Source organism: Ramlibacter aquaticus (genome assembly GCF_015159745.1).
In the GTDB taxonomy this organism is placed as follows: Bacteria; Pseudomonadota; Gammaproteobacteria; order Burkholderiales; family Burkholderiaceae_C; genus Ramlibacter; species Ramlibacter aquaticus.
In genome coordinates this window covers 1-20,685 of record NZ_JADDOJ010000075.1, presented here as the reverse complement: position 1 = coordinate 20,685, position 20,685 = coordinate 1, and the positions used below count along the sequence as shown (strand labels likewise).

Sequence of the window (20,685 nt, the reverse complement as noted above, 5' to 3'; positions counted from 1 at the left end):
GTCGGCGTCCATGGCGGGGCTTTCAGTTCAGGGTGCCCAGGTAGGCCAGCACGGCCTGCCGGTCCTCGGGGGAGAGCTTGGGGTTGGGCATGCGCGTGCCGGGCTTGAGGGCCTGCGGGTCCTCGATCCAGCGCGCGAGCGCGTCCGGGGTGTCGGGCAGCAGGCCGGCCGCGAGGGTGTGGCGTGACTTCAGGTGCGTGAGGTCGGGCCCCAGCAGGCCGCCGGCGGGCGTGCCGCGCACCGCATGGCAGGCGCCGCAGTGCGACTGGAACACCGCCTGCCCCGCCGCCACCGCCTGCTGCGGCGTGGCTGGCGCCTGCTGCGCGTCGCGCCAGCGGGCATAGTCCTCGGCCGAATCGGCCACCACCACCAGCTGCATGCGGGCGTGCTCGGCGCCGCAGAATTCGCCGCACTGGCCGCGGTAGGTGCCGGGGCGGTCCGCCTGCAGCCACAGCACGTTGGTGCGCCCGGGGATCGCGTCCACCTTGCCGGCCAGCTGCGGCACCCAGAAGGAATGGATCACGTCCTCGCTGGTGAGCTCGATGCGCACCGGCCGGCCCACGGGCACGTGCAGCTCGTTGGCGACCTGGAAGGCCGAAGGCCGGTCGGCGTCGCGGTAGCGCGCGCGCCACCACCACTGGGCGGCCGTCACCTCCACCGTGAGGCGCGCCGCCTGCGCAGGCATCGCGATCGCGCGCAGCGTCACCACGGTCCAGGCGGCGCAGGCCGCGAGAACCAGCGCCGAGATCGAGACGCCGATGTAGATCCAGGACAGGCCGCCCTGGTCGCCGGGCACGGCCAGCTCGCCCGGGGCCAGCGGCGCACGGCGGCGCACCAGCCCGGCCACCAGGGCGATGCAGACCACCGCCAGCACCACCGCCGACACCGCGCCCAGCCCCCAGCCCAGCGTGGTGACCGGGTCGGCGGCGGGGCCCGCGGTGTGCAGGTACTGCAGGGGCGAAGGCAGGCTCATGGCTTGCCGCCGGCGTCGGGCCGGGCTTCGGGCGGGTTGTTGGCGGCGCTGGGCTCGGCCTCCTTGGGCTGCTTGGCGCCTGCGGGCAGCACGCGCTGTACCTCGGGCGCGTAGGCGGTGTTGGGCGTGTCGCCCTGCACCGAGGCCGCCAGGCCGCCGGCCGGGTAGCTGCCCCCCAGGGACTCCACGTAGGCGACGATCTTCCAGATGTCGTCCGGCGGCAGCGCCGGGTTCCAGGCCGGCATGCCCTGCGGCCGGCCCTCGTAGATGGACTTGAAGATGGACACGGGCGCGCCGCCGTAGCGCCAGTAGCCGTCGGTCAGGTTGGGGCCCATCGCGCCCTTGGCGTCGTAGCCGTGGCAGCCGGCGCAGTTCATCTTCACGAACAGCGCGCGCCCTTCGGCCACCGCCTCCGGCTGGTTGTGGAAGGGGTTGGGGTCGGCGGCCGCGGCTGGGGCATGGCCACCGGCGACGTCGCCCAGGGGCACCGCCGCCAGCGCCGCGATGGCCGGCGGCTGCGTGGAGGGTGCGCTGGCCGTGCTGCCGCCCTGGCTGCGCTGGCAGCCGGCCAGCGCCAGCACCAGCGCGGCGGACGCGAGCGACAGGGCCGCGCAGCGCGGCGCGGCAAGACGAGGGCTCATGGATTGCTCCCCATGCCGTGGTCGTGGCGTGCCGCCGGCATCGAGGCCTCGGTCTGCAACTGGCCGGGGCCGGAGTGGATCGATTCGCCCTCGATCGAGAACACGTACAGCGTGCTGCCGCGGGGCGGGAAGCCGGGGCTGGAGGCGCTGACCATCGCTGCGCCGCCCACGCCCGAATACACGGCCACGTACTGCCGCTTGTCTGGCCCGGTGAAGGTGACCGGCTGGCCGATCACGCCCGAGCCCAGCTTGTAGGACCACAGCACCTTGCCGTTGCGCGCGTCCACGGCACGGAACCAGCCGTCCGCGGTGCCGTAGAAGACCAGGTCCCCGGCCGTCGCGAGCGTGCCGCTCATGGTCATGAACTTTTCCTTGATGGACCAGACCTTCTTGGCCGCCACCGGGTCCCAGGCCATGAACTCGCCCCAGTTGTCGCCGGGGCCGGCGTAGCGCTTCATCTCCATGCCGTCGTAGGGCGTGCCGGGGATGTAGGACTGCGGATGGTCCGTCAGGTCCATGCAGATGTTGAAGATCCCGGCATAGACCAGCCCGGTGCGGGGCGAGAAGGACGAAGGCTGCCAGTCCTTGCCGCCGATGTCGGGCGGGCAGACGTTGGGCAGCTTCACGTTGGGCCGCGGCTGCATGGCCGGGTTGACCACCGGCATGCCGGTCTTCAGGTCGATGCCCTTGGACCAGTTCTGGTAGGCGAAGGGCTGGGCGGCCAGCACCTCGCCGTTGGTGCGGTCTATGGTGTAGGCGAAGGCGTTGCGGTCGAAGTGCACCAGCACCTTGCGCGGCTTGCCCTGCCACTGGATGTCCATGAGGATGTTCTCGTTCACGCCGTCGTAGTCCCACTGGTCGTGCGGCGTGAACTGGTAGGCCCACTTGGCCATGCCGGTGTCGGCATCGCGGGCGAACACGGTGCTGGTCCAGAGGTTGTAGCCCGGGCGCTGCGCGGGCACGCGCGGCCCCGGGTTGCTGGTGCCGTAGTAGATCGTGTTGAGCTCGGGGTCGTAGGAGATCCAGGCCCACACCGAGCCCGCGCCCTGCTTGTGCATGCCGGCCGGCCAGGTGTGTATGCCCAGGTCCTTGCCCTTCATCCAGTCGTAGAAGGGCTTGAAGTCCGGGCCGATCTTCACCTCCTGGTCGGTGCCGGTGCTGTAGGCGCGCCACAGTTCCTTGCCGGTGTCGGCGTCCAGCGCGGCGATCCAGCCCCACACGCCCATCTCGCCGCCGCTGTTGCCCACGAACACCTTCTTGCCGACGGCGAAGGGCGCCATGGTCATGGTCTCGCCGTGCGTGACGTCGCCCATGCGCGTGCGCCAGACCTCCTTGCCGGTGCGCAGGTCGACCGCCACCGTGTGGTTGTCCAGCAGGTTGTAGATCAGCTTGCCGTCGACCAGCACGCCCCCGCGGTTCACCGTGTCGCAGCAGGCCTTGCCGATGGAGACCGGCGAGGGGTTGGGCGCGAAGGACCACTTGATGGGCGCACCCGGCTTGGACAGGTCCAGCGCGTAGGAGATGTTCGGGAAGGGCGTGACCAGGTACATGGTGTCGCCCATGACCAGGGGCGCCGCCTCGTGCCCGTTCTGGGTGCCGTCGGAGAAGGTCCAGGCGACCTTGAGCTTCGCCACGTTGCCGGTGTTGATGTCGGCCAGCGCAGAATAGCGGGTGTTGGCCCAGTCGTGCGCCGCGCTGCGCCACTCGCCCGGGGGATCACCCGGGGCGAAGTTGGCGGTCGGAAGCGCCGCACCCTGGGCCAGCGCCGCGGCGGCGCAGGCCAGCCCGGCAGCCAGCGAAAGAAGCCATCGGGCGAGCGACCGGACCCTGCGGTCCGGGTTGTTGTTGTTCATGCCTGTCCTTCACACGCCGAAACGTCGTAAAGCGATATATAACGTGACACGCGCGCCCTGTGCGCAAGCATCGAACACGGATGAAAGCAACTGCAACCCGGATGTCAAAGGCGGAGCTCGAAGCCCGGGCCCGCTTCCGCCGCGAACTGCGGCAGTTCGAGCGCGCCAGCGAGGAAGCCGCCCGCGCGCATGAGGTGACCTGGGCGCAGTACCAGCTGCTGCTGCAGGTCGGCGGCATGCCCGGCCGCGACTGGGCGCTGGTGGGTGAGCTGGCCACGGCGCTGGCGCTGCGGCAGCACACCACGGTGGAGCTGATCGACCGCTGCGAGGCGGCCGGGCTGGTCGAGCGCACGCGCGAGGAGGACGACCAGCGCAAGGTGCGCATCAGCCTGACGGCGCTGGGGCGGCGCAAGCTCAACGCGGTGGCGGTGGCCCAGGGGCGGGAGATCGCCCACCTGCTGGAGGTGGTGCGGGGCGCGATCGGCCAGGCGGCCGGCCCGGGCCCGGGCGACTCGGATTAGCCGCCAAGGCGTGGTCCCGCCCCGCCGGGCTGCATCCGAGCCGGGCCGTTAACATGCCCGCATGACGACGATCCCCGAGGGCCTGCCTTCACCCGCACAGCCGGGTCACGCCGCCGCCGCATGAGGGCGGACCTGCTGGGCCCGGTGCTGGGCGTCACCCTGCCCTTCTTCGCGCTGGTGCTGTGCGGCTGGGGCGCTGCGCGCGCGCGGCTGGTGCCCATGGAGGCCATCCCCGGGCTGAACATCTTCGTCCTGTACTTCGCCCTGCCGGCGATGCTCTTCAAGTTCGCGGCCGACACCCCGATCGCCAGCCTGGTCGATGGGGGGACGCTGGCCACCTGGGTCAGCTGCGCGCTCGTCATGACGGCGTTCTCGGTCGTGACCACGCGGCGCGGCCGCATCGGCTGGAACGACGCCTCCTTCGGTGCGCTGGTCGCGGCCTTCCCGAACTCGGGCTTCATGGGCGTGCCACTGCTCGTTGCCATGCTGGGCCAGCGCGCCGCGGCGCCGGCCATCGTGGCGCTGTCGGTCGACATGGTGCTGACCTCCTCGCTGTGCATCGCGCTCTCGCGGCTGGACCTGCAGGGTGCCGGCCAGGCGCGCCATGCGCTCGCGCAGGCGCTGCGCGGCATGGCGGCCAACCCCCTGCCCTGGGCCATCCTGCTGGGCAGCCTGTCGTCGGGGCTGCACCTGGCGCCGCCGGGGCCGCTCGCCACGGTGGTGGCGATGCTGGCGCAGGCGGCCTCGCCGGTGGCGCTGTTCGCGCTCGGCTGCGTGCTGGCCCGCGCCTACGACCAGGCGCGCCGGTCGGCGGCCGCGGCCCCGCCGGCCGGCATGCGCAGCGACGTGCCGCGCGTGGTCGCCTACAAGCTGCTGGTGCACCCGCTGCTGGTGCTGGGCGCAGGCCGGCTGGCCATCGCGCTGGGCCTGCCGCTGGACCCCTACAGCGCCCTGGTGCTGGTGCTGGTGGCGGCCCTGCCGAGCGCCAGCAACGTGCCCATGCTGGCCGAGCGCTTCGGCGCGGATGCCGGGCGGGTGGCGCGCATCGTGATGGGCTCCACCGCCGCGGCCTTCGTGAGCTTCACGCTGGTCGTGCTGGGCGTGGTCCCCGCCTCGCTCATCGTGGGGACCGCCGTGCACGCGGCGCGCTGAGCGCGGGCTCCGCCCCGCCGGTGGCGGGCCGCAGGAAGCTGGCGACCATCTCCCGCGTCATCGCCAGGTGGCTGCGCTGCCAGCCGCCCGCGTGCAGGTCCTGCCCGAAGATGTGCGAGAGCGTGAAGGCGTGGGCGCGGCCGTAGTAGGCCAGGCTCACCATGGCCACGTACAGGTGCAGCGGGTCCAGGCCGGCGCGCACCTGGCCCTGCGCCTCGCCGCGCGCCAGCAGGCGGCCGATCAGCGAGAGCACCGGCGAGGACAGCGTGAGGATGCGCTCGGAGCGCACCAGGTGGCGCGCCTCGTTGAGGTTCTCGAAGGCCAGCAGCTTGCGCAGCGCGGGGTGGCTGCCGAAGTGCCCGTCCACGTAGTCGAACACGTGCAGCAGCCCCGGCAGCGGCTCGGCGGTTTCGGGGTCGATGCGCAGCTCGTCGTGGCGCAGTTCGCCCAGCACCACCTCCAGCACCGCGACGTAGAGCTCGTCCTTGCTGCCGAAGTAGTGGTAGAGCATGCGGATGTTGGTGCCCGCCTGGCGCACGATGCGCTCGGTGCGCGCGCCGTGGAAGCCCTGGGCCGAGAACTCCTCGATGGCGGCCTCCAGCAGGCGCGTGCGCGTGCGCAGCGGGTCGCGCCGCGGCGGCGCCTCCTCCTCGGGCGGCGCCTTGCCTTCTTCCAGGCTCATGGCGCGGCCTCCAGGACCCGGGCGCAATCCAGCGCCAGCGCGAGCAGGCGCTCGTCGTTGCCGGGCGCCGCGATGAAGGACAGGCCCACGGGCAGCCCCTGGGCCTCGGCCAGCGGCATCACCACCTGCGGCAGGCCGGCGTGCCCGGCCAGCGCGCCCAGCGCCAGGGCCCGCGCGTAGAAATCGCCGACCTGCTCGCCGTCCGCGCCGCGCGCCAGGGCCACGCAGGGCGCGGCAGGCACCAGCCAGGCCTCGTCCGGCCCCAGGCGGGCGATGAGCTCGCGCGCCATCCGCGAGCGCCAGGCCCGCCAGGCCTCGCCCTCGGACGCATCCAGCGCCAGCGCACCGTCGAAGCGCGGCGCGATCGCAAGCCCGAAGCGCGGCCGCCGCTCGCGTATCCAGGGGCCCAGCGATCCGGCGATCTCCAGGCCCTGCAGGGTGGCGTAGGCCTGCAGGCACTCGTGCCGGGAAAATCCTTCGAAGGCCCACACGGTGCCACTGCAGCCCAGCCGGGCCGCGAGGGCCTGCAGCGCGGCGGCGACGGGGGCGTCGGCCATGGCCAGGGCGTCGGTGGCCACGCGCAGCTTCAGGGGACCCGCGAGGGCGTCGGGTGGGGCCGCGGCGGGCACGCGGTCCAGCAGCACGCGGCCGGCCGTGGCCAGCAGGTCCGCATCGCGCGCGAACCAGCCCACGGTGTCGTAGCTGGGCGCGAAGGGCAGCACGCCCTGCAGCGGCACGCGGCCGTGCGTGGGCCGCATCGCCCACACGCCACAGAACGAGGCCGGCACCCGCACCGAGCCGCCGGTGTCGGTGCCCAGCGCCAGGTCGGCGAGGCCGGCGGCGACGGCCACCGCCGATCCGCTGGAGGAGCCGCCGGGCAGCCGCCCGGGTGCGCGCGGGTTCACCGGCGTGCCGTGGTGGGCGTTCTCGCCCTCCAGGCTGAAGGCCAGCTCGTCGGTGACGGTCTTGCCCACCACACGGGCGCCGGCCGCCCGCAGCCGGGCCACCGCGGGCGCATCGGCGGCGGCGGGGCCCTGCGTGGCCGCCCAGTCCGGGTTGCCGCCGCCGGTGGGGACGCCGGCCAGGTCGATGAGGTCCTTCACCGCCAGCCGCAGGCCCGTGAGCGGGCCCTCGCCCGTGGCCGCGCGCAGCGCGCGCTCGCCGGGCACCCAGGCGCCGAAGTCCTGCGCGGCGTCGCTCACTTCGCCAGCGCCTCGCGCACCTGCGCGGAGCCGGTGACGAAGCCAAAGCACTTCTTCACGTTCCAGACCGTGGCCTCGGTGCAGAAGGCGGGCGAGCTGGTGGCGCAGCAGTCCTCCAGCATCACGCAGCCATAACCCAGGAAGTTGGCGTCGGTCAGCGTGTGCAGCACGCACTGGTCGGTGTTGCAGCCGGCAAAGAGGATGGACTTGATGCCCAGGTTGCGCAAGATGCTGTCCAGCGGGGTGTCCCAGAAGCCGCTGATGCGGTGCTTGTCGACGAGGAAGTCGCCCTCCACGGGCGCGAGTTCGTCGACGATGGCCGCGGCCCAGGAGTCCTTCTCGAGCACGTTGCCGCGGCCGTTGGGCAGGGGGTCGCCCAGGCCCACGCCGCTGCCGCTGTTCTTGTACAGGTGGATCTGGTTGGGCGGCATGTTGGCGAGATCGGGCCGGTTGCCCCAGTTCACCCAGATCACCGGCACGCCGCGGGCGCGCAGGTCCGGCAGCAGCTGGCGCAGCGGCGCGATCGGGGTGCGGTCGGCCGCGTAGTCGCCGCCGATGTGGTCCACCCAGCCGCCCTGGGTGCAGAAGTCGTTCTGCAGATCGATGATCACGATGGCCGTGCGGCGCAGGTCCAGCACCACGTCCTGCGGCGCTGCCGCGATGTGCACCCGCTCGGGCGGCGGCGGGGCCACGGCCATGTCCACCACTGTGGGACTGGCCTCCCACCAGTATTGATGGCCCAGGCCCAGGGCATTGTCGGGGCGGCGGTCGGGCAGGTAGGGGTGACGCTTCATCGTGTTTCTCCGCAGTGATGTTTTTGGTGCGCCCGCACCAACTTGGGAAGCCCTGGATGGGCTGGAAGCCGGTTTTTGCTTGGCACGGTCATTGCAACGAGGGTGTGACAAGTAATTGAACGATTACCTCCACGTCCCACTAGCGAAAGGCATGCCATGAAGAACTTCCTCCCCTCCCGCCGCAGCTTCACGCTGGCCGCCGTCGCGGCCGCCGCATTCGCCGCCGGCGCCCCTGCCGCCTGGGCCGCCGACCCGCTGGCGGTGGGCATCCTGATCCCCGGCTCCAAGTCCGACAAGGGCTGGATGGAGTCCGGCTACGACGGCCTGGTCGCGGCCGAGAAGGAACAGGGCACCAAGGTCAAGGTGCAGATGATCGAGAACATCAACTACGCCGACATGGAGCAGGCGCTGACCAACCTGGCGTCCAAGAACAAGCTGGTGATCGGTGTCGGGGGCCAGACGCAGGCCGCGGTGTACAAGGTCGCCAAGCGCTTCCCCAACGTGAAGTTTTCCATCGTCGGCGGCAACAAGGCCGAGGAGCTGCCCAACGTGGCCGGCTACGACGTGAAGCAGGCCGAGATCGCCTTCGTCGCCGGTGCCGCCGCCGCGATGCTGTCCAAGACCGGCGCCGTGAGCTACGTGGGCGGCATGGAGATTCCCTCCATCGTCAATGCCGGCAAGGAGTTCGGCAACGGCGCCAAGTACATCAACCCCAAGATCAAGTACTTCGAGAACTACACCGGCGACTTCGACAATGTGGCGAAGTCCAAGGAGGCCACCCTGGCCGCCATCGCCCAGGGCGCCGACGTGCACTACCACATCCTCAACCTCGGCCTGCGCGGCATGGAGCAGGCGGCCAAGGAGAAGGGCACCCACATCATCGGCAGCTACACCGACCGCTGCGGCAGCGACCCGCTCTACCCCGCCTACAGCATCACGGGCGTGGGCTACCAGGTGCAGTACGCGATCCGCGAGGCCGTGGGCGGCACCTGGAAGCCGGGCTACAAGGCCTTCGGCCTGGCCATGGGCCCGCAGGCCAGCGACATGGTGGTGTGCGGCGCCACGCCCGAGATGAAGGCGAAGCTCGAGCAGATCAAGAAGGACATCCAGTCCGGCAAGATCAAGGTGCTGGAAGGCTGAACCCCGTGCGCGCCGAGCTGGATGCGGGCGGCGGCATCGCCGTGCCACCACCCCGGGTGCAGCCCCTGCTGGCCTTGCAGGGCCTGGGCAAGCGCTTCGGCGCGCTGCAGGCCCTGCAGGACGCCTCGCTGGAGATCATGCCCGGCGAGATCCACTGCCTGCTGGGCGAGAACGGCGCGGGCAAGTCCACGCTGTGCAACCTGGTGTTCGGCGTGCACAGCCCGGACGCGGGCCGCATGCTGCTGGACGGTGCGCCCTACGCACCGCGTTCGCCGGCCGATGCGCTGGCGCACGGCATCGCCATGGTGCACCAGCACTTCAGCCTGGTGCCCGACCTCAGCGTGGTGGACAACCTGCTGCTCGGCCAGGCCCGCGGACGGCTGGACCGGAAGGCCGGGGCCGCGCGCCTGGCGCAGATGCAGGAACGCTACGGCCTGGCCCTGGACCCGCACGCGCGCATCCAGGACCTGTCGGTGGGCGAGCGGCAGCGCGTGGAGATCGTGAAGTGCCTGGTGCGCGAGCCGCGCCTGGTGGTGCTGGACGAGCCGACCGCGGTGCTGCTGCCCGAGGAGATCGAAGCGCTGCTCGCGGTGTGCAGGCGCGTCGCCGCCGGGGGCTGCGGCGTGGTGCTGGTGACGCACAAGCTGGCCGAGATCCGCGAGGTGGCGCAGCGCGCCACGGTGCTGCGCGCGGGCAAGGTGGTGGCGCGCTCCGAGGCGCCGGCCGACGAGATCGACCTGCTGGTGCGCGCCATGATCCAGCGCGATCTTGCACGGCCTGGCACGGGCGCAGGCGGGGCGGCGGGCGAGGTGGCGGCGGCGAACGCCGCGCCGGCTTCAGCCGCGCCCGGCACGGCCGCGACGGCCCAGGCCGGCCCCGCGCTGTCCGCAGACCCGACGCCTCCCAGGGCCGCCGCCCATGACTTCCACACCGAGCCCGGCATGCCGGTGCCCGAGGCGGCCCTGATGGCCGACGGGCTCACGGTGCGCGATGCCGACGGCGTGCTGCGGCTGGACAAGTTCACGCTGCTCGTCGCGCCCGGCGAGATCGTGGCCGTCGCCGGCGTGGAAGGCAACGGCCAGAGCGAGCTCGGCGCGGTGCTCTCGGGCATGCTGCGGCCCACCGAGGGCCGCTTCTTCGTCTGCGGCGAGGAGATGACAGGCCGTGCACCGGCTGCGCTCACCGCCGCCGGCTGCGGCGTGGTGCCCGAGGACCGGCATGCCCTGGGCTGCGTCACCGCCATGTCGCTGGCCGAGAACATCCTGCTGGACCGGCTGCAGAAGTTCCGCCGCTGGGGCCTGCTGGACCGGGCCGCGCTGGGGCAGGTCGCGCGCGAGCTGATGGCGCGCTTCGACGTGCGCGCGGCCAGCCCGTACGTGGCCTTCGGCGGCCTCTCGGGGGGCAACCAGCAGAAGGCGGTGCTGGCACGCGAGCTGACGCTGGACCCGCTGCGCTTCCTGCTCGCCTCCCAGCCCACGCGCGGCCTGGACGTGGGTGCGGTGGAGGCGGTGTACGGCCATATCCGCGCCGCCGCCGCGCGCGGGGTGGGCGTTCTGCTCATCTCCTCCGAACTCGACGAACTGCTGGCCGTGGCCGACCGGGTCGTGGTGCTCTACCGCGGCCGCGTGATGGGCAGTTGCCGCGCCGAGCCCGCGGCCCGCGCGCGCATTGGCGCCTGGATGGCCGGGCACGCCCAGGACGAACCATCCCCCGAAGAGGAACACGCATGACCACCTGGGCCCGATCCCTGCGCCCCGGCCCCGCGCTGGGCATCTCCGTGCTGGCCGTGCTGGGCGCGCTGCTGGCCGGCACCCTGCTGGTGGCCCTGCTGGGCATGAACGTGAAGGATGCGGTGGCGGCCTTCGCCGACGGCGCCTGGGGCTCGCCCTATGCGGTGGCGGCCTCGCTGAACCGCGCGCTGGTGCTGATGCTGGTCGGCCTGGGCTTCGTGCTGGCCGAGCGCGCCAACCTCACCAACGTGGGCGGCGAAGGGCAGATCGCGGTGGGTGGCATCGCGGCCACCGCACTGGCGCTGTGGCACCCCGTGGCCGCCCTGCCCTTCGGCCTGGCCTGGGTGCTGCCCATGCTGGGCGCGGCGCTGGCCGGCGCGCTGTGGGCCGGCATCGCGGGCGTGCTCAAGGTGAAGGCCGGCACCAACGAGGTGATCGGCACCCTGCTGCTGTCCTTCATCGCGATCTGGATGGTGTACGGCAGCGTGCAATCGGAGCAGCTGCTGCGAAGGCCCATGACGACCTCGGCCACGCTGCCTGAATCGCTGGAGATCCCCGACCCCACGCGCATGCCGCTGCTGGGCGGGGACGCCTCCATGCCGCTGCACGCGGGCCTGCCGATCGGCATCGTGCTGGCCGTGCTGGTGGCGGTGGTGCTCACCCGCACGGTGCTGGGCGTGCAGCTGCGCGCGGCCGGCCTCAACCCGCGCGCGGCGCGCCGTGCCGGCATGCCCATCGCGGCGCTCACGGTGGGCGTGCTGTGCGCCGCCGGCGCCCTGGGCGGCCTGGCCGGCGCCTGCATGCTGCAGGGCGAGCAGTACACGCTGAAGGCCGGCTTCTCCTCGGGCTACGGCTTCGATGGCCTGGTGGTGGGCCTGCTCGCGCGCGGCTCGGTGCCAGGCGTGATCGCGGGGGCGCTGATGTTCGGCTTCCTGCGCTCGGGCGGCATCAACATGGAGATGGTGGCGCAGGTGCCCACCGCACTGGTGGTGGTGATCCAGGGGTTGATCATCGTCACGCTGGCGGGTGCCGCGCTCGCCATCCAGCGCCTGGAAGCGCGCAGGGGGCTCGCATGATCTCGCCGGAACTCGCGGCCGTCTTCCTGGGCTCCAGCCTGCGGCTGGCGGCGCCACTGCTGTTCTCGGCCACCGGCGAGCTGGTGAGCGAGCGCGCCGGCGTGCTGAACATGAGCGTGGAAGGCATGATGCTGGCCGGCGCGTTCGCCGGCGCGGCAGGGTCCTGGGCCACCGGCTCGCCGGGCTGGGGCCTGGTGGCGGGCGTGCTGTGCGTGCTGCCCATCGCCTGGCTGCAGGCCTTCCTCAGCATCACCCTGCGCGCCAACCAGATCGTGACCGGCATCGGCATCAACATCCTGGTGCTGGGCGCCACCACGCTGGGCTACCGGGCGCTCTTCGGCAGCCGCTCGCGCGCCGAGATCCCCGGCCTGGACAAGTGGGCGCCGCCCGGCCTGGACGCGATCCCCTGGCTGGGCGACGCGGTGTTCCGCCAGGCCTGGCTGCTGTACGCCGGCGTGCTGCTGGTGATCGCCGTCGGCTGGACGCTGCGGCACACCGCGCTCGGCCTGGCGCTGCATGCCGCGGGCACGGCGCCGCAGGCGGCCGCCAACTCGGGGCTGCCGGTCAACCGCATCCGCTACGGCGCGGTGCTCTTCACCGGCTTCATGGCCGCGCTGGCGGGCTGCTTCCTCTCCATCGGCGACATCCACACCTTCACCGAAGGCATGACGGGCGGCGCGGGCTACCTCGCGATCGCGGCGGTCATCTTCGGCAACTGGAAGCTGGGCCGCACGCTGTTCGCCTGCGGCCTCTTCGGCGCCGCGACGGCCCTGCAGTTCCAGCTGCCCGGCATGGGGGTGGAGGTGCCGAGCGCGCTGCTGATCATGCTGCCCTATGTGCTGGCGCTGCTGGCCGTGGGCGGGCTGGTGGGCCGTCAGGTGGCGCCGGCGGCCCTCACGCAGCCCTACGTGGGGCATTGAGGCCGGGGGGCCGGGGACTTCAGCGCGAGCCCGGGCCCTCGGGCGCGCGCAGGCCCAGCAGGGCTGCGAACGCACCCAGGCCCAGCGAAGCCGACAGCAGCAGGGCCCCGCCGCCCCAGGCGTCGATCGCCAGGCCGAACAGCCAGGGCGCGGCGGCCTGCGCCAGCCGCGCGGGCACCATCAGCAGCCCCTGCCGCTGGCCATAGCCCTGCGTGCCGTACAGCACCAGCGGCAGCGTGCCCTTGGCGATGGTGAGGATGCCGTTGCCCATGCCATGCAGCACGCCGAACACCGGCGCGGCCGGTGCGCCGAACAGCGCGAGCACGGCCACGCCGGCCGGGTGCAGCGCGGCCGCCAGCCGCGCCGAGAACAGCGGATGCACGTGCCGCAGCAGGCCGAACTCCAGCAGGCGCGCGGCCACCTGCGCAGGCCCGACCAGCGCCCCCACGGCCACCGCGGCCGCCAGGCTCGCGCCCTGCGCCTGCAGCAGCCGCGGCAGGTGGGCGGCCATCGCGGTGCTGATGAACCAGGTGGCGGCGAAGACGAAGGCGAGCAGGACGGCGGATCGGACGGGCTGCTGCGCGGGCTGTGGGTGCGGTCCGGCGGGCGATGCCGGGGCGGCCGCGGAGGGCGGCGATGCCGGCAGGGTCGCCGGCAACGTCGGCGGCAGCAAGGCGTTCAGCGGCAGCCCCAGCACCAGGTGCAGGCCCGCCCAGGCGAAGCAGGCCTCGCGCCAGCCGTAGCGCGAGGTCAGCCAGGCGGTGAGCGGCCAGCCCACGGTGCTCGCGAAGCCGGCGATCAGGGTGATGCCGGTGATGGCATTGCGCGAGTGCGCGCCCTGCAGCCGCACGATGGCGGCGAAGGCCGCCTCGTACAGGCCCGCGCCCATGCCCACGCCCAGCAGGGCCCAGGCGATGAAGAGCCCAGCGGGACCCTGCGCCGCCCCGAGCAGGCCGAGGCCGGCGGCGAACAGCAGGTTGGTGGCCATGAGCACGGGGCGGCCGCCCCAGCGGTCGATCGCCCCGCCCGCGAGCGGCCCGACCAGCGCCGACACCACCAGGGCCAGCGAGAAGGCGGCGAACACCGTGGGCACCCCCACACCCAGCGCGGCCGCCAGCGGCGCGGCCACGATGGCGGGCAGGTAGTAGCTGGACGCCCAGGCCAGGGTCTGGGCCGTGCCCAGGCACGGCACGATGCGGCGGGTGTGAGCGGTCAAGGCCCGGCGAATGTAGCGCATGCCGCGCGCGCAACCCGGTCAGGGTTTGCTCGCTTCGCGGCGCCCGAGGCCGGGCCGTAGCCTGTCGAAGCCCCGCGCCGCCCTGCGGCGTGCTGGGCTGCACACCCACAAAACCATGACGGAGTACCCCCGATGTCCTCGCGCCTGAAATTCCTGGCTCCCCTCGCACTCACGCTCTCCCTGGCCGCGGCCTGGGCCCAGACGCCGCCCGCGCCCGGCGCGCCCAAGCGCTTCCCGCAGATCACGCTGGAGCAGATCGCGCCCGAAGGGCAGGCCCTCGCGCAGGAGATCCTGAAGATCTCGAGCGTGGGGCTGGCCGGCCCCTACAACATCATGTTCCGCAGCCCGGTGTTCGCGGACCGCATGAAGCGGCTGCTGGACTACCTGCGCTTCAACACCTCGCTGCCCCCGCGGCTGAACGAGTTCGCGATCCTCATCCAGGGGCAGGCCTGGAAGTCGCAGGTGGAGTGGTATGCGCACTACCCGCTGGCACTGAAGGCCGGCCTGCCGCAGCACGTCGCGGACGACCTGAAGACCGGCGTGCGCCCGCGCGACATGGCGCCCGACGAAGAGGTGGTGTACGAGGTCAGCACCGAGCTGATGCGCACGCATGAGCTGTCGGACGCGACCTTCCAGAAGGCCAAGCGTGTGCTCAACGACCAGCAGCTGGTCGACCTGGTGGCCGTGAGCGGCACCTACGTCACGGTGGCGATGCTGCTCGCGCTGGGGCAGGAGATGCCGCCGGAAGGCAAGCCGATGCCGTTCCCGGCGCGGTGAGCGATGCGTGCAGCCCCGCCATGCCGCGGGGTTGCGCGCTGCCGCGACGATGAGTTCGTTGCGGCGTCCATGGTTGTGTCGTCCCGCGCCTTGCATTTCGTCGATCGCGACCTAGACTTCGCGCCCTCACAGCGGCCGCAACGTCGGCAAGGGAGATGAACATGCGAAACATCGGGGTCCTGGCTTTCGCTTTCTTCGTCGGCCTCATCGGCTTCAGCAGCGCTGCCAGCGCTCAATCGGGCCAGGTCGCGCTGGGACGCGCGACGGTGGAGCCGGCCGTCGACTACACCAACGGCGCCACCCTCTTCCTGCTCACCCCGGACAAGGCGCCGTTCCCGTCGAACGCCAACCCGCACGCGGTCGCCCCCCTGTACCTGGTCACCTATCCCGCGACCTCGACACTCTCGCCCTCGCTGCTCAACTGCCAGCCCACCAACTGCGACCACGTCAACGTGCTCCCGTTCCCGGCGCCGGGGTATCCGAATGGCGGCGCGGCCTGCACCCAGTACGGGCTGCCCGCCAATGGTTGCGCACTGCTTCTCGGGCACGACCATCTGGTCGGCATTGCGAGGACGGGCGGCGATTTCAACGTGGCATGGCACGTGACCCTGGTGGTCTTCACACCCCAGGGCATCTCGCACGGCCTGGCCAACACGCGTGCGTTGACGCTCAACCAGGTCTCGGCGATGGTGACGAACGGCGACGCCTTCATGGTGGACACGCCGATCACCTTCAACTGCTCGGCCGTGTCGGCAGCGGTGTACCAGAGGGGTACGCCACTGAGCTTCTGAGGCAGCGCTGGTGCGGCCTGGCCGGCCTGCAGCCGCCGGGGCGGTATACGGCACGGCTTGGGTGTCGCTGTCCAGCACGCGGCGAGACGGGAGGCAAGAAAAAAGGCCGCCAGACGAGCTCGGCGGCCTTGATTCGGTATGACGTGGGCGGGCGGCTAACGAAGAAACTTGGTTTCCATGGTCAGGGGCGACCCAAGCCCTTCGGTCTTACTTCTGGGCCGTGGCACCGGTTGGGTGCGCGCCTGGCACAGGCATGCCGTCCTTTTCCATGCTGCGATCGAACACAAGCGTCTTTCCAAACTGCAGTTGTACCCATGTCGGGTAGGTGTAGGCAGTGCCCTTGTTGTGGTCGATGATGGCGCCGATACCTCCGCCAAAGATGATGTTGCCAGCCATTCCAGCGTTGGCGCGCGAGACTGCGCGAGCAGTGCCGTCTTTCATCCCAGACTCCTTGCACACAATGTCCAGGTCTTTGCTCGAGCGGTGCACCATCGCGGTATTACCCGATCGCACGCTGAATTGGCCGAAGTCATTCGACAGCTGACATTCAGCGCCGGAAACCGTTTTCCCACTCTCGTCGAGAGTGTCCACTTTGATGGCCTGCGATGAGTCGTTGACGATAGAGGCGCAACCCGTGGTCATAGCCACGGCCATGCCTACAAGCGCGTACAGAATCTTGGTGTGCTTCATTAAGACTGGGTCTGTTGTGTTGACGTTTACTTACAACTTTGCCGCACGCTAAGTCGTTCGGCTCTTCGAGTGTGACAAGTTGGATTCTTTCTGCAACTATTTGATGCAGTTGTAGAATTCATGTTGCATTCGCCTGTTGCGCCCGCGCATACGCCAGGGGCCAAAGAGATCACATAGGTATTAGCTTCGGTCTCTTTTGTACAACTTATTCATAGGTTGATCCCAGTCATTCTGGAGCGCGATCATGAGGATCACTTTAGATGTAAGCATAATCCCTAGAAGCCACATTGCTCCCAACCCGTATACATTTGTAAAAAACAGGGAGGAAGTTATGTCGAAAAAGTTTCTTGTCGCGTCCTGCGCGGCTTGCGTAGGGGCTCTATTTCTGGCTGGCTGTGGAGGCGGCGGAGGTGGCGGAACCGTGGCAGCCGCGGGCACCCCAGCAGTTGGTGTCATCACCACAACCAATGCATCGTCAGCCCTGGCGTATGCCTATTCAGGGACCCGCGACCTGGGCAGCCAAAGCAGCTCTGCAACCTCCCTCGCAACTGGCGTCTCGGTGCAGTCCCAAGGTGCGGGGCTTGTGGCGGCCTCCCTGCAGCAGCTGTACAAAGGTCTGTCTGCCCAGCCTGTGACCAACCTCCCCACAGGTGTCACCAGTTCGGTCATCGTCGCATGCGCTGGTGGCGGGACAGTTTCAGCCACGGTGAGCGAAGCAGTGTCGGGGATGGTCAGCAACGGGGACAGCATTTCGCTCGTTGCCAACAACTGTGCTGAAAACGCTGAAGTGCTGAATGGTGGGGTGAGCTTCGGCTTCAGCAACCTTTCTGGCACCCTGGGAGCGACCACCGCATGGAGCGGCACGCTCTCCATCAACTTCTCGAATTTCTCTGTTCAGAGCGGAGGCCAGACGCTCGCGGCCAACGGCGACATGGCGCTTGGCTACAACCAGGCGGGCTATCAAGTGGCCACGGCCACGGTCAGTGGTTCGTCGCTCCAGATCAACCTCACCAAGAGTGACGGTGCGGCCGTTGCCCGTCGCATGACGGCGTACAACCTGAGTGAATCCGTCAACAGCACCGCGTACGCCTTGAGCGCCAACTACACCTTGACGGGAACCTCCTCCAACCTGGGGGCCGTGCTGAGCAACGTCAACTTCACAGTGAAGACCAATGCGCCCTTCCAGGGGTCCGGTTCGACCGACCCGTCGACGGGGTCATTCACCGTCATCGCACCCGACCGGAGCAGCGCGACTTTGACGGCGATCGACAGCACCAACATCCGGATCGATATCGATTCCAACGGCGACGGCGTCACTGACCAGACCATCAATTCGACCTGGGCCGACCTCAAGAGCCGCATCTGAGCGTTGAAGCTCCACACAGGGCGCCCCAGCGGCGCCCTTTTTATTGAATGCCACCTCCTACGCCATGAGATCGATTCTTCTCTGTGCCCTGCTCATCTCCGGCCTGGTCGGCGCAAGTTCCGCATGCGCGCAATGGTCGCTTTACGGCGCCGCAGGGTGGCGGCAGGTTGGTATGGAGGAGTTCGCACGCGACGGCAGCAGGCTTGTGAAGGAGCACGGCTGGCTGCCCGGCGTGGAGGTCAACGCCATCTACAGGGGAGGCCCTTGGCATGCGGGCCTTGGGGCGCAGGTGTATGGCGGCAGCATCAGCTACGACGGCCACACCCAGAGCGGGGCCGTGTACGCGAGCGAAACCGGAACGACGCAGTCACGCCTCAGCGCCGAAGTCGGACGCCATATTGACGAAGGCGCCCTCCTTCTCGCGGGGATCGAACTGGAACTCTGGCGACGCGACATCGCTGGCCGCAACGCCACGCTGGGACTCCAGGAGAGATACCGGAACTGGCGGCTGATCGCAGGTGCGCAAACCGAGGTTTTGCATTCGCCCCTGGCCAGGCTTTATCTCAAGGGTGTGCTCGTGGTGGCGGCGCCAGAACGACTGGACGTTCGCTTCGAGAACCACGTGTTCGACAATGCGGCGCTGTCCACCCGGGCAGCCCTGGGACCCCGGATCACGATCGGCCTTCAGCCTGCGGCAGCGCCCGGTCTACTCATCGAAAGCGACCTCGAGTGGATGCGCACCGGCCGCAGCGGCGATGCCGCGCTTCAAGACAATGGAAGTACCGTCGGTACCCTGGCGCAGCCGACGCACGTCCGGACCGCGTTCGGCATCAGAGCGAAATATCGCTTTTGAGTCAGAGACGCGAGCGCGAGGGTGCGCTGCGCCGGGACGGAATTTGGTGGAGCTGGCGGGAATTGAACCCGCGTCCGCAAGCCTTCTACGAGCAGTTCTACATGTGTAGCCGTCTGATTGAGTCTCGCCTCCCATGCCGCGCAGCGGCACGCTGCATGGGACGCCAGTCACCTATTGTCTCGTCCCGCACCAAGTGACCCGGCGCAGGACCAGCCTACGTAAGTACCTTCACAGCCTGGACCCCCGAAGGAACCCTTGCCCAGCCCATAGGCCGACTGTTGTGAAGCTCACCGGCAATTAAGCGGCGAGAGCGTAACGTTCGTCGTTCGCAGTTAGTTTGTTTGGATCGGTTTAACGAGCGGCTTCCAGCTCGACATGCCCTGCTGCGCGTCCGAACCCACGTCGAAACCGGTGCAGCCCCAGGAAGCTGTCATTTTAGGCCCTCGCCGCTCATTTCAAGAGCGACAAGAGCTCCAGCGGTGAACGAATGTGCGCGTCCGCCCCCCACAGGGCGGTGTCCGCGTTGCTGCCGAGGTAGCCATAGGTGGCCGCCACCGTGGGCATGCCCGCGGCACGCCCCGCCTGCACGTCACGCTCGTCGTCGCCCACGTAGATGCAGCGCGCCGCAGGCAGCGCCAGCTGCCGGGCGGCTTCCAGCAGGGGCGCGGGATGCGGCTTGGCGTGCGGCGTGCTGTCACCGCCGATGACCGTCGCGGCCGTGGCGAACAGGGGCATCTGCCGCGTCAGCGGGCCGGTGAAACGCATGGACTTGTTGGTGACCACGCCCCAGGGCAGGCCCCGGCCGCGCAGCCGCTCCAGCAGCTCGGCAATGCCCTCGAACACGAGGGTGCGCTCGGTCATGGCCCGCTCGTAATTGCTGAAGAACTCCTCGCGCAGGGCCTCGTAGTCGGGGTGCTCGGGCGTGATGCCGAACGCGATGCCCAGCATGCCGCGGGCCCCCGCGCCCGCCATGGGCCGGTATTGCGCCAGCGGCAGCGAGGGCAGGCCCCGCACCACGCGCATGCGGTCGGCGGCCGCGCCCAGGTCGGGGGCGCTGTCGATCAGGGTGCCGTCCAGGTCGAACAGCACCGCCTGCACGTCACTGAACATCGGGCTTGCGCGTGGCGAAGAGGTAGTTGACCGAGGTGTTGCCGGACATCCAGTAGCGCCGGGTCAGCGGGTTGTATTCCATGCCGCGCGTCTGCTCCAGCGTGAGGCCGGCGCCACGCGCGTGCGAGGCCAGCTCGCCAGGACGGATGAACTTCATGTACTCGTGCGTGCCGCGCGGCAGCAGGTTGAGCACGTACTCCGCGCCCACGATCGCGAACAGGAAGGACTTCGGGTTACGGTTGATGGTCGAGAAGAACACCCAGCCGCCCGGCTTGACCAGCGTGGCACAGGCGCGCACCACGGAGGTCGGGTCCGGCACGTGCTCCAGCATCTCCATGCAGGTGACCACGTCGAAGCTGCCGGGTTCCGCCGCGGCCAGGGCCTCGGCGCTCTGCTCGCGGTAGTGCACGTTGGGCGTGCCGGCCTCCAGGGCATGCAGCTTGGCCACCTTGAGCGCCTTGGTGGCCAGGTCGATGCCCAGCACCTGCGCGCCCTGCCGGGCCATGGCGTCGGCAAGGATGCCACCGCCGCAGCCGATGTCGACCACGCGCTTGCCGGAGAGGGGCACCAGCTGCTGGATCCAGCCCAGCCGCAGCGGGTTAATCTGGTGCAGGGGACGGAATTCGCTCTCCGGGTCCCACCAGCGGTGGGCCAGTTCGGAAAACTTGGCCAGCTCGGCCGGATCGGCGTTGAGGGTGTCGCTCATGGTGCGATTGTGCGATGCCAAAGAAAAAGCCCCGCGCTGCGGGGCTTCTTGTACCAGGCCCGGGGGCCTGGCTCATGCAAGCCGTAGGGCTTACTTGCTGCTGCGCGTACCGACCACTTCGATCTCGACGCGGCGGTTCTTGGCGCGACCTTCCGCGGTCTTGTTGTCGGCGACGGGCTGCTTCTCGCCCTTGCCTTCGGTGTAGACGCGGTTCTTCTCGACGCCCTTGGAGACCAGGTAGGCCTTCACGGCTTCAGCGCGGCGAACCGACAGCTTCTGGTTGTAGGCATCGGAGCCCACCGAGTCGGTGTGGCCGACGCCTTCTTCGACTTCGACAAGTCGGTCCTGAAGCCGGTGCACAGGCGCGTGCTGTACGCGATGCACGAGTTGAACAACGACTGGAACCGGCCGTACAAGAAGTCGGCCCGTATCGTCGGCGACGTCATCGGCAAGTACCACCCGCACGGCGAC

The 20,685-nt window shown here is 70.1% G+C and carries 21 protein-coding genes, 1 other RNA gene and 1 pseudogene; 11 read left to right on the top strand and 12 right to left on the bottom strand.

Translation table 11 applies throughout. From position 1 onward, the window contains the following. Positions 1 to 22 precede the first annotated feature (22 nt). From coxB to IM725_RS15810, 3 genes are read right to left on the bottom strand one after another with little or no spacing between them, the layout of a single operon-like run. Positions 23 to 973, bottom strand: coding sequence for a cytochrome c oxidase subunit II (coxB, locus tag IM725_RS15820; protein WP_193781599.1), 951 nt, complete (start codon positions 971 to 973; stop codon positions 23 to 25). Next, complete coding sequence (locus tag IM725_RS15815) at positions 970 to 1,614, bottom strand: c-type cytochrome (RefSeq protein ID WP_193781598.1); 645 nt, start codon at positions 1,612 to 1,614, stop codon at positions 970 to 972. The genes coxB and IM725_RS15815 overlap by 4 nt, the downstream gene beginning before the upstream one ends. Beyond that, positions 1,611 to 3,467: a PQQ-dependent dehydrogenase, methanol/ethanol family gene (locus IM725_RS15810; RefSeq protein ID WP_193781597.1), complete on the bottom strand. Its 1,857-nt coding sequence runs from the start codon at positions 3,465 to 3,467 to the stop codon at positions 1,611 to 1,613. Before IM725_RS15810 ends, IM725_RS15815 begins: the two co-directional genes overlap by 4 nt. A gap of 101 nt (positions 3,468 to 3,568) precedes the next feature. Between IM725_RS15810 and IM725_RS15805 the strand changes: the two genes are divergently transcribed. After that, positions 3,569 to 3,988: a MarR family winged helix-turn-helix transcriptional regulator gene (locus IM725_RS15805; protein WP_193781596.1), complete on the top strand. Its 420-nt coding sequence runs from the start codon at positions 3,569 to 3,571 to the stop codon at positions 3,986 to 3,988. 120 nt (positions 3,989 to 4,108) lie between these two features. Then, positions 4,109 to 5,140: an AEC family transporter gene (locus IM725_RS15800; protein ID WP_227753862.1), complete on the top strand. Its 1,032-nt coding sequence runs from the start codon at positions 4,109 to 4,111 to the stop codon at positions 5,138 to 5,140. On the opposite strand, the gene IM725_RS15795 is transcribed toward IM725_RS15800, so the two are convergent. The 3 genes from IM725_RS15795 to IM725_RS15785 are packed head-to-tail and all read right to left on the bottom strand — an operon-like array spanning position 5,106 to position 7,818. Then, positions 5,106 to 5,822 (bottom strand): TetR/AcrR family transcriptional regulator, encoded by a 717-nt coding sequence (locus IM725_RS15795; protein ID WP_193781595.1) that lies wholly within the window; start codon positions 5,820 to 5,822, stop codon positions 5,106 to 5,108. The genes IM725_RS15800 and IM725_RS15795 overlap by 35 nt on opposite strands. Then, the gene (locus tag IM725_RS15790; RefSeq protein WP_193781594.1) at positions 5,819 to 7,024 is read right to left on the bottom strand and encodes an amidase; all 1,206 of its coding nucleotides are present in this window, start codon (positions 7,022 to 7,024) and stop codon (positions 5,819 to 5,821) included. The genes IM725_RS15795 and IM725_RS15790 overlap by 4 nt, the downstream gene beginning before the upstream one ends. Continuing rightward, positions 7,021 to 7,818, bottom strand: a complete 798-nt coding sequence (locus tag IM725_RS15785) for a cysteine hydrolase (RefSeq protein ID WP_193781593.1) — start codon at positions 7,816 to 7,818, stop codon at positions 7,021 to 7,023. The genes IM725_RS15790 and IM725_RS15785 overlap by 4 nt, the downstream gene beginning before the upstream one ends. A 156-nt stretch (positions 7,819 to 7,974) precedes the next feature. Here IM725_RS15785 and IM725_RS15780 point away from each other — a divergent pair, with 156 nt between their 5' ends. The 4 genes from IM725_RS15780 to IM725_RS15765 are packed head-to-tail and all read left to right on the top strand — an operon-like array spanning position 7,975 to position 12,684. After that, positions 7,975 to 8,958, top strand: a complete 984-nt coding sequence (locus IM725_RS15780) for a BMP family protein (protein ID WP_193781592.1) — start codon at positions 7,975 to 7,977, stop codon at positions 8,956 to 8,958. A gap of 5 nt (positions 8,959 to 8,963) precedes the next feature. Next, positions 8,964 to 10,688 carry an ABC transporter ATP-binding protein gene (locus tag IM725_RS15775; RefSeq protein WP_193781591.1) on the top strand — a complete coding sequence of 575 codons (1,725 nt, stop codon included), beginning with the start codon at positions 8,964 to 8,966 and terminating at the stop codon, positions 10,686 to 10,688. Continuing rightward, the gene (locus IM725_RS15770) at positions 10,685 to 11,764 is read left to right on the top strand and encodes an ABC transporter permease (RefSeq protein ID WP_193781590.1); all 1,080 of its coding nucleotides are present in this window, start codon (positions 10,685 to 10,687) and stop codon (positions 11,762 to 11,764) included. Before IM725_RS15775 ends, IM725_RS15770 begins: the two co-directional genes overlap by 4 nt. Then, positions 11,761 to 12,684 (top strand): ABC transporter permease, encoded by a 924-nt coding sequence (locus IM725_RS15765; RefSeq protein ID WP_193781589.1) that lies wholly within the window; start codon positions 11,761 to 11,763, stop codon positions 12,682 to 12,684. Before IM725_RS15770 ends, IM725_RS15765 begins: the two co-directional genes overlap by 4 nt. A gap of 19 nt (positions 12,685 to 12,703) precedes the next feature. Here IM725_RS15765 and IM725_RS15760 read toward each other — a convergent pair whose 3' ends face one another. Next, on the bottom strand, positions 12,704 to 13,900 hold the full coding sequence (locus IM725_RS15760; protein WP_227753861.1) for an MFS transporter: 1,197 nt from the start codon (positions 13,898 to 13,900) through the stop codon (positions 12,704 to 12,706). 153 nt (positions 13,901 to 14,053) lie between these two features. On the opposite strand from IM725_RS15760, the gene IM725_RS15755 reads away from it, so the two are divergent. Beyond that, positions 14,054 to 14,698, top strand: a complete 645-nt coding sequence (locus IM725_RS15755) for a carboxymuconolactone decarboxylase family protein (RefSeq protein WP_193781587.1) — start codon at positions 14,054 to 14,056, stop codon at positions 14,696 to 14,698. Positions 14,699 to 14,859: 161 nt separating this feature from the next. Then, the gene (locus tag IM725_RS15750; protein WP_193781586.1) at positions 14,860 to 15,489 is read left to right on the top strand and encodes a hypothetical protein; all 630 of its coding nucleotides are present in this window, start codon (positions 14,860 to 14,862) and stop codon (positions 15,487 to 15,489) included. 207 nt (positions 15,490 to 15,696) lie between these two features. Here IM725_RS15750 and IM725_RS15745 read toward each other — a convergent pair whose 3' ends face one another. Then, positions 15,697 to 16,179, bottom strand: coding sequence for a hypothetical protein (locus tag IM725_RS15745; RefSeq protein ID WP_193781585.1), 483 nt, complete (start codon positions 16,177 to 16,179; stop codon positions 15,697 to 15,699). 421 nt (positions 16,180 to 16,600) lie between these two features. Between IM725_RS15745 and IM725_RS15740 the strand changes: the two genes are divergently transcribed. After that, complete coding sequence (locus tag IM725_RS15740; RefSeq protein WP_193781584.1) at positions 16,601 to 17,545, top strand: hypothetical protein; 945 nt, start codon at positions 16,601 to 16,603, stop codon at positions 17,543 to 17,545. Positions 17,546 to 17,609: 64 nt separating this feature from the next. Beyond that, positions 17,610 to 18,398: a hypothetical protein gene (locus tag IM725_RS15735; protein ID WP_227753860.1), complete on the top strand. Its 789-nt coding sequence runs from the start codon at positions 17,610 to 17,612 to the stop codon at positions 18,396 to 18,398. A 44-nt stretch (positions 18,399 to 18,442) separates the two neighbouring features. Here the strand turns inward: IM725_RS15735 and ssrA are convergent. The 4 genes and pseudogenes from ssrA to IM725_RS15715 all read right to left on the bottom strand — a co-directional run. After that, positions 18,443 to 18,819, bottom strand: a transfer-messenger RNA (tmRNA) gene (ssrA, locus tag IM725_RS15730). A 29-nt stretch (positions 18,820 to 18,848) separates the two neighbouring features. Beyond that, entirely contained in the window at positions 18,849 to 19,508 is a 660-nt protein-coding gene (locus IM725_RS15725; protein WP_193781583.1) for an HAD-IA family hydrolase, read from the bottom strand. Then, entirely contained in the window at positions 19,498 to 20,214 is a 717-nt protein-coding gene (gene ubiG / locus IM725_RS15720) for a bifunctional 2-polyprenyl-6-hydroxyphenol methylase/3-demethylubiquinol 3-O-methyltransferase UbiG (RefSeq protein WP_193781582.1), read from the bottom strand. The genes IM725_RS15725 and ubiG overlap by 11 nt, the downstream gene beginning before the upstream one ends. A 90-nt stretch (positions 20,215 to 20,304) precedes the next feature. Next, positions 20,305 to 20,547: pseudogene (locus tag IM725_RS15715) on the bottom strand (OmpA family protein); the annotation flags it as partial. Positions 20,548 to 20,592: 45 nt separating this feature from the next. Here IM725_RS15715 and IM725_RS20840 point away from each other — a divergent pair. Further along, the coding region (locus IM725_RS20840; protein ID WP_193781581.1) for a DNA gyrase subunit A at positions 20,593 to 20,685 on the top strand (93 nt) is incomplete at its 3' end.